Origin of the sequence: Roseobacter sp. HKCCA0882, from assembly GCF_037805225.1 — a bacterium.
Taxonomy (GTDB): domain Bacteria; phylum Pseudomonadota; class Alphaproteobacteria; order Rhodobacterales; family Rhodobacteraceae; genus M30B80.
Genome location: NZ_JBBLYI010000001.1, coordinates 467,890 through 480,492 on the forward strand (window position 1 = coordinate 467,890; position 12,603 = coordinate 480,492).

The following is a 12,603-nucleotide window of genomic DNA, read 5'->3' on the forward strand; positions in this document are numbered from 1 at the left end:
GCTGCGGGCGGCGTGACAAAATTCTTGCCAAACGCGAAAACCCTCGCTTTCATTGTTGTTAACACAGCCGCTCAGGTCTCTACGCCGCATCGACGCCTGAGGATGTGACGGCACATGACGGGGTAAAGCGGCAGGTTAAATTCTCGATGGAGGTTTCGTTTCTTCTGAATGGAGAGGCCGTTCAGGTCTCGACCCATCCCACTGCGACATTGCTCGATTGGCTGCGCGAAGCGCGGGGTCTGACCGGCACAAAGGAAGGGTGCAACGAGGGCGATTGTGGGGCTTGCAGCGTGGTGGTTCAGGATGTTGACGGGGTTTGCGCCGTTAATGCCTGCATTCTATTTTTGCCCCAGATTGATGGTAAAGCCATTCGCACCGTTGAGGGCATTGGTTCTGACACGCTGCACCCGGTCCAAGAGGCCATGATCACGCAGCACGGGTCGCAATGCGGCTTTTGCACGCCCGGCTTTATTGCTTCGATGGTCGCAGGCCATGCCAATGGGCGCCGTGATCACGACACGGTTTTGGCGGGCAATTTGTGCCGTTGCACAGGCTATGCCCCGATCATCCGCGCGGCACAAGCGGCTGAAGATGGCGCACAACCCGCATGGCTTGCGCGCGATGCAGCATGGGTGGCCACAGCACAAAAAAGCATCCATGCCCCGCAAAACAGCGATGAATTGGCAACGCTTTATGCTGCAAAACCTGACGCGTTATTGATTGCGGGGGCTACCGATATCGGCCTTTGGGTCAACAAACAGTTGCGCGATTTTGACGAGGTGATTTTTCTCAACCAATGCGCTGATCTTGCTGATGTGCAGCTGGACGAAGATGAAATTCGCTTGGGCGCAATGGTTAGCATGGCGCGGGTGCATCAGGTGATGGCGCAGTATCACCCCAGCTATGCCGAGATGATCCGCCGCTATGGGTCAGAGCAGGTCAGAAACGCCGCCACAATCGGCGGGAATATCGCGAACGGCTCGCCCATTGGGGATAACCCGCCCGCATTGATTGCGCTTGGCGCGCGGCTGCATTTGCGCGAGGGCGATGTGCGGCGAGCGATTGCGATTGAAGATTTCTTTATCGACTATGGCCACCAAGACCGCGCAAGCGGGGAATTTGTCGAAGCCGTCACTATGCCGAAATCCGCGCCTGATTTGCGGTGTTATAAACTGTCAAAACGCTTTGATCAGGATATTTCCGCCGTTTGCGGTGCGTTCAATGTCGTCGTCAAAAATGCCATTATTCAAGACGCGCGTCTGGCCTTTGGCGGTATGGCAGGAACGCCCAAACTGGCCCGCGCGGCAATGGCCGCGTTGATCAACCAACCTTGGGGCGAGGCCACAATCGCGGCTGCTGCCGCAGCCTTAGTTGATGATTTCACGCCGCTCTCTGATATGCGGGCATCAGCCGCCTATCGGATGGCAGCGGCGCAAGGCATGATGTGGCGCTATTACGCCGAACGCCAAGGCACACCTGTATCCGTGTTGGAGGTGACCCAATGAGCGTTCACGCCCCCATGGCCCATGACAGCGCGCGCCTGCACGTTACGGGCGCCGCGCGATATGTGGATGATATTCCAACCCCGCAGGGCTGCTTGCATCTGGCCTTTGCCCTGTCGCCCGTGGCGCGTGGGGTGATCCGCGGGCTGGATATTGCCGCTATGAAGGCTGCACCAGGCGTGGTCGCGGTGCTTGTTGCGGCTGATCTGCCCTTTGCCAATGATGTCAGCCCTTCGGTGCATGACGAACCTTTATTGGCGACAGATCGGGTGCATTACATGGGGCAGCCCGTGGCCTTGGTTGTGGCAGATACTCACCTTGCGGCGCGCAAAGCAGCGCGGCTTTTGCAGATTGAGATTGAGGCAGAGCCACCGATCCTCAGCATTGAGGATGCATTGGCCGCGAAGAGTTATTTTGAGGATAGCCCGCGTGTTTGGGCCAAGGGGAACACAACAGCCGCCCTCGATCAGTCAAAGCGCCGACTGCAAGGTGAAATCACCATGGGCGGGCAAGAGCATTTCTATCTCGAAGGTCAAGCCGCCTTGGCCCTGCCACAAGAGGGCGGGGATATGGTGATCCATAGCTCGACCCAACACCCGACTGAGATACAGGACAAAGTGGCCGATGCTTTGGGCCTGCCCATGCATGGGGTGCGGGTGGAGTGTCGGCGTATGGGGGGTGGCTTTGGCGGCAAGGAAAGCCAAGGCAACGCATTGGCCGTGGCCTGTGCCGTGGCCGCGCGTCAGACAGGGCGCGCCTGCAAAATGCGCTATGATCGCGATGATGACATGATCATCACGGGCAAACGGCATGATTTTCGAATTGCCTATGATGTGGGCTTTGATGATCAAGGCCAGATCGAAGCGGTGCGATTCACGCAGATCACGCGGGGCGGTTGGGCGCAGGATTTAACCGCACCCGTGGCAGATCGCGCGATGTTGCACGCGGATAACGCCTATCTTTTGCCCCATGCGGAGATCACTTCGCTGCGGTTAAAGACCAATATGCAATCGGCCACGGCCTTTCGCGGGTTTGGGGGGCCTCAGGGCGTTTTGGGGATTGAACGGGTGATGGATCATATCGCCCATGATTTGGGCCTTGATCCCGCCCTTGTGCGGCGCAGAAATTACTACGCTGCCCCAAAGAGCGCCGCGCGTGCGGGGCTTGCGAACACCACCCCCTATGGGATGGAGGTGCGCGATTTTCTGCTGCATGAGATGACAGATCAATTGCTGTCTGATTGCGATTACGCGGCGCGGCGTGCAGAAATTGCCGCGTGGAATGAAACCTCGCCCATCCTGAAACGCGGCATTGCATTTTCCCCCGTGAAATTCGGAATTTCCTTCACCCTCACCCATCTCAATCAGGCGGGTGCGCTGGTTCATGTGTATCAAGATGGGTCAATTATGATGAACCATGGCGGCACGGAAATGGGGCAGGGCTTATTCCAAAAATTGGCCCAAGTGGCGGCAAGCCGTTTTGGGGTCGGGGTGGATCAGGTAAAGATTACCGCGACCGACACGGCAAAGGTTCCTAATACCTCGGCCACTGCGGCCTCATCGGGCAGTGATCTGAACGGGATGGCAGTTCTGGCCGCTTGTGATGCCATTCGCACCCGCATTGCCGAGTTTCTGGGCCAAGGGGCAGAGGTGCGGTTTGCCGGTGGCCGTGTCATGTGGGGCGACCAAAATATCAGCTTCGCCGAGGCTGTGGCGGCCTGTTATCAGGCGCGTGTTGGGCTTTCGGCCACGGGATTTTACAAAACCCCCGATCTGTCATGGGATCGCGCCGCAGGGCAGGGCAGGCCTTTCTTTTACTTTGCGCATGGTGCCGCCGTGAGTGAGGTGGTCATTGATAGATTGACGGGCGAGAACCGTATTTTGCGCGCCGATATTTTGCATGATGTGGGCGCATCGCTGAACCCCGCTCTTGATCGCGGGCAGGTTGAGGGCGGCTATGTCCAAGGGGCGGGATGGCTTATGACCGAGGAATTGGTCTGGGATGATCGGGGGCATTTGCGCAGCCATGCGCCATCCACCTATAAAATTCCTGCCTGCTCAGATCGGCCCGCCATTTTTAACGTGGCGCTTGTGGATGGTGAAAACCCCGAAGCCACGATTTATCGCTCAAAGGCGGTTGGTGAGCCGCCCTTTATGCTGGGCATATCCGCCTTTCTTGCTGTGTCAGACGCGATTTCGGCCTGTGGTGGGGGCTATCCAAATCTGGATGCACCTGCAACGCCCGAGCGTATTTTGCGCGCCATCCAAGGCTTACAACCATGAGCCTTGATTTGGCATATTTGCGCGCTTGTGCGGCACGGGGGCCGTTTGTGCGGATTTTGATCACGCGCACGGCGGGGTCTGTCCCACGCGAGGCGGGCACATCCATGATCGTTTGGGCCGAAGGTCAAGAGGGCACAATCGGCGGGGGGCGTCTTGAATGGGAGGCTGTGGCAGAGGCCCGCACGATGCTGCCGCAGGGCGGGATCGCGGTGCGGAACTATCCGCTTGGGCCACATTTGGGTCAATGCTGCGGCGGGTTTGTCAGCGTGGTGTTCGAGGTCTTTGCGAAAGATATTCCAGACAGTTTGCCCTATGCGCGGCCGCTTGGGCCAAATGCGCGTTGGGACGCAAAAATCGCGCGCGCGGTCGAGCGTCTGCACCCATCCCATAGCCCCGCCGTTGTTGGGGATTGGCTGATCGAAACGGGGCTTGCCGCCCCGCATCAGATTTGGATCTGGGGGGCGGGTCATGTAGGGCGGGCTTTGGTGAGTGTGCTTGCGCCTTTGCCTGATCTGGCCCTGACTTGGGTGGATATCGCGCAGTCTAGATTTCCCGAGGTCATCCCCCCCAATGTCCCGCCATTGATCGCGCAGACCCCGCAAGGGGTGGTGCGCCATGCGCCAAAGGCGGCTGATCATATCATCGCGACCCATAGCCATTCCCTCGATCTCGAACTGTGCCATGCCCTGCTTGGTCATGAGTTTGGCAGCGCAGGATTAATCGGGTCGGCCACAAAATGGGCGCGGTTTAAGGGCAGATTATCGGCGCTTGGCCATAACAGCGCACAAATTTCGCGCATATCCTGCCCAATAGGGGATATATCCTTGGGCAAACACCCGCAGGCCATTGCCTTGGGGGTTGCCACAGCCTTGCTGTCTCGGGCAGAAGAGGCAGCACATAAAAACACGGGGGCAATGTGAAGCTTCTTGAATTGCAGGGACTGACCAAAGCCTATCCGGGCGTCATCGCGAATAGCGATGTCAGCTTTGATATCGACAAGGGCCAGATCCACGCCGTGCTTGGCGAAAATGGTGCAGGCAAGTCGACTTTGGTCAAGACCATCTATGGTCTTGTGCGCCCCGATGAGGGGCAGATGCTGCTTGAGGGCGCGCCCTTTGCACCCAGTGACCCGCGCGCTGCGCGCGGCGCAGGTGTGGCGATGGTGTTTCAGCATTTCTCGCTGTTTGACGCGATGAGCGTGGCAGAGAATATTGCGCTTGGTATGGAAAACCCACCCAAGACGCAGGACCTTGCCGCGCAAATTCGGGCTGCATCTGAAAATTATGGGCTGCCTTTATCGCCTGATCGGATTGTGGGCGATCTATCTGCGGGCGAGCGGCAGCGGGTCGAGATCATTCGCTGTTTGCTGCAGAATCCCAAGCTTTTGATCATGGATGAGCCAACCAGCGTCCTGACCCCGCAAGAGGTCGATATCCTGTTTGGCACCTTGCGTCTCTTGGCGTCTGAAGGGACATCAATCCTTTATATCTCGCACAAACTTGAAGAAATCCGCGCTTTGTGTGAGCATGCCACTGTTTTGCGCCAAGGTAAGGTTGTGGGCACGTTTGACCCACGCGAAATGAGCAACCGTGACATGGCCGAGATGATGGTGGGCAAGACCCTTACCACGCCAAAGCGGGCGGCTGTCACGACTGGACAGCCCTTGCTGCAAGTATCGGGCCTGAGCGCGCCTGCGCCGCACCAATTCGGAACAAGCCTGAAAGAGATCAGCTTTACCCTACACGCGGGCGAGGTTTTGGGGATCGGCGGTGTCGCGGGCAATGGTCAAGATGAATTGGTCGCGGCCCTGTCAGGCGAGATGCGCACACATGCTGATATGATCCAATTAGAGGGTCAGGGCATTGGCGCCGATGGGCCAAATGCCCGCCGCGCCCTCGGCCTTTGTGCCGCGCCAGAGGAACGCAATGGCCACGCCGCCGCCCCCGATATGAACCTTGTAGAAAACGCATTGATGACCGCGAAAACGCGGCTTTCTTTGTTGAAAAACGGGTTTATTGATTGGCCGCGCAGTCGTGCCTTCGCCCAAGAGGTGATCGCGCGTTTCGATGTGCGCACCCCAAGCCCCGAAACCGCCGCGCGTGCGCTGTCGGGCGGGAATTTGCAGAAATTCGTAATCGGGCGCGAGATCAGCCAAAACCCGCGCGTTTTGGTTATCAACCAACCCACATGGGGCGTTGATGCAGCGGCCGCAGCTGCGATACGTCAGGCCTTGCTGGATTTGGCCAGTGCAGGATCAGCGGTGCTTGTGATCTCGCAAGACCTTGAGGAGGTGTTGGAAATCACTGACCGCTTCGCGGCATTGAACGAAGGCACCTTATCACAAGCAGTGCCAACATCGGGGCTGACCATGGAGAAAATCGGGTTGATGCTCGGTGGTGCGCATGATCTGGAGGTGGCCCATGCTTAGGCTTGAGAAACGGCCACAGCCTTCGCGCGGGTGGACATATGGCGCGCCCGTCTTGGCGGTGATTTTGACCATCATTCTCGGCATGGGTCTGTTTGCGATTTTGGGCAAAGACCCATTGATCGCGATCAGGACGATTTTCTGGGATCCAATCTTTGGCCCCTTTGCGCATTTTTACCGCCCCGAGATTGTCAAGAAAGCTGCCCCTTTGGTGCTGATCGCCGTGGGGCTGTCCTTTGGGTTTCGGGCGGGAATTTGGAATATCGGTGCCGAAGGTCAGTATATCATCGGCGCCATTTGTGGGGCAGGGGTGGCCCTGGCCTTTTACCCGATGGAGGCGCGCTGGTTGATCTTTCCGCTGATGATCGTTGCGGGGCTCTTGGGGGGGCTTCTTTGGGCGATGATCCCTGCGATTTTGCGGGTGGTGTTCAAGACCAACGAAATCCTTGTATCGCTGATGCTGGTCTATGTGGCCGAGGTGTTGATCAAGGCCTTTTCCATTGGCCTTTTGCGCAACCCCGAGGGGTTTGGCATGCCTGGTAGCCGCAATTTGCGGCAATACCCATCGGCCGCCAATTTGGATTTGATCCCCAACACAGGCTTTCATTGGGGGGCTTTAGCGGCGCTGATGGCCGTGGTGGGGGCCTATATCCTATTCACCCGACATCAGTTTGGCTTCAACGTGCGCCTTGCAGGGCAAAGCCCGCGGGCGGCGGGATTTGCAGGGGTCAATGCTAATCACCTTGTGATCTTATGTATGGGTATATCGGGCGCGCTTGCGGGACTTGCAGGATTGTTTGAGGTGGCAGGGCCATCGGGGCAGATCCTTGGTTCTTTCCCCGCCTTTTACGGGTTTACCGCAATTATCGTGGCCTTTTTGGGGCGCTTGCATCCTGTGGGCATTCTTTTTGCGGGGCTGATCATGGCGCTGACCTATATCGGTGGACAGGCGGCCGAGGCACAGTTGAACCTGCCTGCAGCGGCAATTTTGACCTTTCAGGGCATGTTGCTCTTTTGCCTTTTGGCTGTGGATGTGCTGACCAATTATCGTTTCAAATTCGGCCAAGGGGAGGCGCGCTGATGGATATCAATCCAATCCTGCTCTTGGCCGCGCTAATGGTAGCTTCAACGCCGATCTTGCTTGCGGCAATCGGTGAATTGGTGGTCGAGCGCGCGGGCGTCCTGAACCTTGGGGTTGAGGGGATGATGATTGTCGGCGCGGTTTGCGGCTATATTGCGGGCCATTCAAGCGGCAACCCTTATTTCGGCTTTGTGGGGGCGGCCTGTGCGGGAGCAGTCGTTTCCTTAGTCTTTGCCGTCTTGACCCAATTTCTTTTGACCAATCAGGTCGCAACAGGTTTGGGCTTGACGATGTTCGGCTTGGGCCTGTCATCGCTGATCGGGCAAGATGCGGTTGGATCACCTGATTTGACGGTGGCGAAGCTGTCTTTCCCCATTTTGTCCGATATTCCTGTTTTGGGGCCGATCCTGTTTCGCCATGATCTGATGGTCTATCTGAGCATTGCCATCGTGGCGGGGGTTTGGGCGTTTTTGAAATATAGCCGTGCGGGTCTGATCCTGCGCGCTGTTGGTGAGAATCACGAAGCTGCGCATGCGCTAGGGTATAATGTGCGCCGTGTGCGCGTTCTTGCGATTGTATTTGGTGGGGCCTGTGCAGGGCTTGCAGGGGCCTATATCAGCCTTGTCCGGGTGCCCCAATGGATTGACGGGATCACAGCAGGCGCAGGCTGGATTGCTTTGGCCATTGTGGTTTTCGCCTCTTGGAAGCCATGGCGCTTGATCGCAGGTGCCTATCTTTTTGGCGGTGTTACTGTTCTTCAGCTTAATTTGCAGGCAGAAGGCTTGAAAATTCCTGTCGAATATCTGTCAATGGCCCCATACCTTGCGACCATCATCGTCCTTGTGATGATACGCGCAGGACGGGCGCCTGCCTCACTGGGCAAACCCTTTCACCCCTCGTCTTGAGGGTTTCAGCAACGACCAGAGCCTGATCTCTGGTAAACCGGGAGAGTAATTATGAAACGCAGAACACTACTTGCGACTGGTGCAGGTGCCGCCCTCGCCGCAGCAATGGGCATGCCCGCGCGCGCGCAGGACAAGACCAAAGTCGGCTTTATCTATGTTGGCCCGATTAATGATGGCGGCTGGACACAGCACCACCATCATTCCGCAATGGAAATGGTCGAGCATTTTGGCGATGCGGTTGAATTTGTCTATCAAGAGAGCGTCCCAGAAGGCCCCGATGCCGAGCGTGCGATCACCCAAATGGCTTTGGGTGGTGCGGATATTATCTTTACCACATCCTTCGGCTTCATGGATCCAACCGTGAATGTGGCGGCGAATTTCCCTGATGTGAAGTTCGAACACGCAACAGGCTATAAGCAGGCGGATAACGTGTCTGTCTATTCCGCGCGCTTCTATGAAGGTCGTGCGATCCAAGGCACATTGGCGGGTCGTGTCACCACCACCAACAAGATTGGCTATATCGCGTCTGTGCCAATTCCTGAGGTGATCCGTGGCATCAACTCGGCCTATATCCACGCCAAAAAGGTCAACCCTGATGTGGAATTCAAGATCATCTGGATCTTTGAATGGCTGAACCCCGCGAAAGAAGCAGATGCGGCCAAGGCATTGATTGAACAGGGCTGTGACGTTGTTCTGCAGCATACCGACTCGACCGCGCCGCATCAGGCCGCGCGTGAGGCAGGGGGCGTTTATACATTTGGTCAGGCGGCAGATATGGCGGAATATGGCCCGATGCCCCGTATTTCTTCGATCATCGACAACTGGGCGCCCTATTACATCGACCGGGTCCAGGCGGTGATCGATGGCACGTGGTCATCCGTGAACACGTGGGATGGCATCAGCGCAGGAATGGTTGGCATTGGCGAGATTTCCAATGTTGTGCCCGCAGACGTGAAGGCCGAGGCCGAAGCGCTGCGCGATGCAATCGCGGCGGGTGAATATCATCCGTTCACAGGGCCGATCAACAAGCAAGATGGCAGCCCATGGTTGGCTGAGGGTGAAACCGCGTCCGATGGCGACCTTGCGAGTATGTTCTTCTATGTCGAAGGGGTCGAGGGCGATATCCCGTCCTGATCCCAACCCTTATTGGGCGTGAAAGTGGGCGCATCTGCGCCCACTTTTTCTTTGCGGTGGGTTATAGTGCCTGATCTCCCTTTAGGCGTAGAAGCGCCACCAATGCAGCATCGCGGCGCGCGCGCAAATCTGCGCCGCCCATGCTCGCCAATTCCGCTTCGACACCTGCAACCAATTCCGCCTTGAGTGCCTCGGTCAGTTCGGGATGACCAAGGTCTTTCCATCGCGCCTCTTGCGTGGGGCCAAGATGGTCAAGATAAGCGCGATAGCCGCCCGCGCCACCGCCCAAGTGGTAGGTGAGATGTGGCCCCATCAAGGCCCATCTCAGACCTGGCCCATTGGCAATGGCGCGATCAATATCGGCGACATCCGCAATTCCTTCGGCCACAAGATTGACCGCTTCGCGATAGAGTGCTGCGGTCAGTCGGTTGGCGATGTGGCCTTGCACCTCGCGCTTTGCGCGAATGGGCACGCGGTGCAGAGCATGATAATGCGCTTCGGCTTGACCCATTGCCTCTGGTGAGGTGAGGCGGCCTGCAACCAGTTCAACCATCGGGATCAGATGCGGCGGGTTCATTGGATGCGCCACCAAGATGCGCTCAGGGTGTTTGGCGCCCTGCTGTAAATCACTAGCCATGAGTGATGAGGTGCTTGATGCAATCACGACCTCGGGCCCGACCTGCGCCTCGATTTGGCGGATGACCTCGTGCTTGACTTCTATACGCTCTGGCGCATTTTCTTGGACAAAGCTGGCCCCTTTGAGAGCCGCATAATCTGGGCTGACATCAGGCGCAGACGGCTGATGGGCCAACCCCAATTCTGCCAGGTTTGGCCATGCATGGGCCAAAAAGGCTGAAAGATTCTCGCTGCATTCAGGGTCGGGGTCGATAATGACCACTTTATGACCCAATGATGACGCTAAAGCGGCCCAACTCAGACCGATCAAACCACCTCCAACAATCCCAATTTGGTCTAAATTCGACATATATAATACCTTTTAGGTATTTTTATTGTGTGTTAACAATTTCAAATACATGAATTACATCCTCGCAATATGAAATAATGATAACTTAACCCTCCACGACATCTAGTAGTCATTGACTGTTGCGCGTGGATTTGATTCCATACGACTGCCCATAAGGAGTAATTAATCATGAAAAAACTATCTGTTGCAGTTTGTATCACAGCGCTTGTTGCTCTGTCGGCGTGCTCTTCGCAGCCCGTTGCGGCGCCAATCGAAGCGCCTGCGGCAAACAAAGTTCCAGGCTGAGGCTTGCCTCGGATTTCCCCATCACCTTCCACGAGCAGGTGATGGGGCATCTTTCAGTTACCGATTCATCGCGCGGGTAAGTTCTGAAATCTCTACAGCGCGATGTTCCTTCATCGAAATTTGTGCAGCCATTCCCATAATGACGGCCATGTAGCCATCATTCAGGCTGACTTCGGGTGCTTGGCTTTTCCCGCGCACCAAATCTAAGAATTTCTGATGCTGATAAAAGGTTGATCCATTATGGTCTCCTGCGGCCAATAGGGTCGGGTCGACAGGGATGTCGCGGGCGATAGGCCCTTTGGGGTCTCGTGGGCTTTCAATCAATTGCGGGATTGGGGCCTCGCCCAGATGATTGGGCCAGAACCGACCGGGGCCGGGCACATAGGCCTCAATCTTGCCTTTAGGGCCAGTGGCGCAGACCTCTTCTTGATAGCGGCTGCCTTCTGCGAACATGCACAGTTCGAGCAGCGCCCGCGCACCATTGGCGAAATCCACGATGACAAACCCATTATCGAGGATGTCTGGCGTCTCGCCGTCATAGGCCTCGTCTCGGTGGTTCACATCCATCCCACCCGAGGCCAACACCCGCACGGGTTCTGATTTCAGGGCGAGGCGCATCAGGTCAAAGAAATGGCAGCATTTCTCAACAAATGTCCCGCCCGTATAGCGGTTAAAGCGGTTCCAATCGCCCACCTTTTCAAGGAAAGGAAAGCGATGCTCGCGCAAAGACAGCATCTTGATCCCCCCCGTGGCCCCTTTGGCGGCCTCAAGGAAGGCGGTGATTGGCGGCATATAACGATATTCCATCGCGACCCAAATAGGCGCGGGATAGCTGTCACGGATCTCGCGCAGGCTGTCTTGTTGCGCGGGATCCGTAAAGAGCGGCTTTTCCACGAGTACGGGCAGGGGGCGATGTTTGGCGAGATATGTTAACTGCTCGACATGGCGGAAATTCGGGCTGGCGATCAGGTAACAGTCGAGATCGGGATGGGCCACCAGTGCCTCAAGGCTATCGTAAAGCGTGGCCTTTGGTGCAAGGGCCAGTGATTTCGCAGCCATACCTGCATCAGGCTCGAAAATCGCGGCCACCTCCGCCCCGTCTAGCAGAGCGATATTTTGCAGATGTTCTTGGCCCATCATACCGCAACCGATGATGCCGTAGCGTGTAATTTGAGACATTTGTCCTCTCTACTTTAGACGCTGCACATAATGTGCGCGCGTGTGGTCAATCCAATTTCGGGAATATTCAATGATGCCCCGACCGTCTGCATGGCTGTAACGCTCAACAAAGGGGGCGGGGCTTGTGGCTGGGCGCGCGAAATCGGGCGGCACCCAATCGGGGATGGGGGCGATGCTGACATAATCCTCAGCTTGAAGGATCCGCAGGCCCAATTGCACACGATAGGTCAGATACAACGAATCAGACAGCTTTTCGGCCTCCAATCGGCCTGCAGCCGCGTCTAGCCAGATCTCCTCCACCGCCACTGGCAGAGAATTGAGGAACCTCAAACGGCGGATTCGCGTGGCATGCGAGGCCGTGCCAAAACTGGGCAGATCGGCGGGTTTTGCAAGATAGTCCACCGCCAAAACTTGCGCGCTTGGCAGCCCGCCGCCTGTGCGAAGTTCGAGGCGAAACATCGAGTAAATCGAACTGATCTGCGCGCTTGACTGCACATAATTTCCAGACCCCTGCACGCGGCGCAAAAGACCTTTTTCTTCAAGAATATCGAGGGATTTTCGCAATGTGCGCACCGTGGTTTGATACTGCGCAGCCAGCGTGCGTTCGGGCGGCAGGCGGCTGCCATCGGGCAGGCGACCCGCTGCGATTTCACGGATCAAGACCTCGCTTAATTGTATGTAAAGCGGCAGCGCCGATGAGGCGGGTCTGCGGTCGATTTGATCGCGCATCGAAGCGGCCTTTCGAAAAAATTGATACACTATTGATCCAGATCAAGGACACGGCTAATTTCGGAGAAAGTCAAGCGGCAGCGATGACGATGAGAT

At 56.8% G+C, this 12,603-nt stretch carries 10 protein-coding genes; 7 read left to right on the forward strand and 3 right to left on the reverse strand.

The features are described 5' to 3' along the window. Positions 1-146 precede the first annotated feature (146 nt). From xdhA to AAC622_RS02470, 7 genes are read left to right on the forward strand one after another with little or no spacing between them, the layout of a single operon-like run. Positions 147-1,505: a xanthine dehydrogenase small subunit gene (gene xdhA, locus AAC622_RS02440; RefSeq protein ID WP_340261386.1), complete on the forward strand. Its 1,359-nt coding sequence runs from the start codon at positions 147-149 to the stop codon at positions 1,503-1,505. After that, complete coding sequence (xdhB, locus tag AAC622_RS02445; protein WP_340260121.1) at positions 1,502-3,784, forward strand: xanthine dehydrogenase molybdopterin binding subunit; 2,283 nt, start codon at positions 1,502-1,504, stop codon at positions 3,782-3,784. Before xdhA ends, xdhB begins: the two co-directional genes overlap by 4 nt. Beyond that, positions 3,781-4,704 (forward strand): xanthine dehydrogenase accessory protein XdhC, encoded by a 924-nt coding sequence (gene xdhC / locus AAC622_RS02450; protein WP_340260122.1) that lies wholly within the window; start codon positions 3,781-3,783, stop codon positions 4,702-4,704. Before xdhB ends, xdhC begins: the two co-directional genes overlap by 4 nt. Continuing rightward, positions 4,701-6,212, forward strand: coding sequence for an ABC transporter ATP-binding protein (locus tag AAC622_RS02455; RefSeq protein ID WP_340260123.1), 1,512 nt, complete (start codon positions 4,701-4,703; stop codon positions 6,210-6,212). Before xdhC ends, AAC622_RS02455 begins: the two co-directional genes overlap by 4 nt. After that, the gene (locus AAC622_RS02460) at positions 6,205-7,290 is read left to right on the forward strand and encodes an ABC transporter permease (protein ID WP_340260125.1); all 1,086 of its coding nucleotides are present in this window, start codon (positions 6,205-6,207) and stop codon (positions 7,288-7,290) included. Before AAC622_RS02455 ends, AAC622_RS02460 begins: the two co-directional genes overlap by 8 nt. After that, positions 7,290-8,195, forward strand: a complete 906-nt coding sequence (locus AAC622_RS02465) for an ABC transporter permease (RefSeq protein ID WP_317655310.1) — start codon at positions 7,290-7,292, stop codon at positions 8,193-8,195. The genes AAC622_RS02460 and AAC622_RS02465 overlap by 1 nt, the downstream gene beginning before the upstream one ends. A 51-nt stretch (positions 8,196-8,246) precedes the next feature. Further along, positions 8,247-9,329 (forward strand): BMP family ABC transporter substrate-binding protein, encoded by a 1,083-nt coding sequence (locus AAC622_RS02470; RefSeq protein WP_340260126.1) that lies wholly within the window; start codon positions 8,247-8,249, stop codon positions 9,327-9,329. A 61-nt stretch (positions 9,330-9,390) separates the two neighbouring features. On the opposite strand, the gene AAC622_RS02475 is transcribed toward AAC622_RS02470, so the two are convergent. The 3 genes from AAC622_RS02475 to AAC622_RS02485 all read right to left on the reverse strand — a co-directional run bounded on the left by AAC622_RS02475 (position 9,391) and on the right by AAC622_RS02485 (position 12,507). Further along, positions 9,391-10,314, reverse strand: coding sequence for a 3-hydroxyacyl-CoA dehydrogenase NAD-binding domain-containing protein (locus AAC622_RS02475; protein ID WP_340260127.1), 924 nt, complete (start codon positions 10,312-10,314; stop codon positions 9,391-9,393). A gap of 342 nt (positions 10,315-10,656) precedes the next feature. Next, the gene (locus AAC622_RS02480; protein ID WP_340260128.1) at positions 10,657-11,778 is read right to left on the reverse strand and encodes a Gfo/Idh/MocA family protein; all 1,122 of its coding nucleotides are present in this window, start codon (positions 11,776-11,778) and stop codon (positions 10,657-10,659) included. A 9-nt stretch (positions 11,779-11,787) separates the two neighbouring features. Beyond that, complete coding sequence (locus tag AAC622_RS02485; RefSeq protein ID WP_340260129.1) at positions 11,788-12,507, reverse strand: GntR family transcriptional regulator; 720 nt, start codon at positions 12,505-12,507, stop codon at positions 11,788-11,790. Positions 12,508-12,603: the final 96 nt, after the last annotated feature.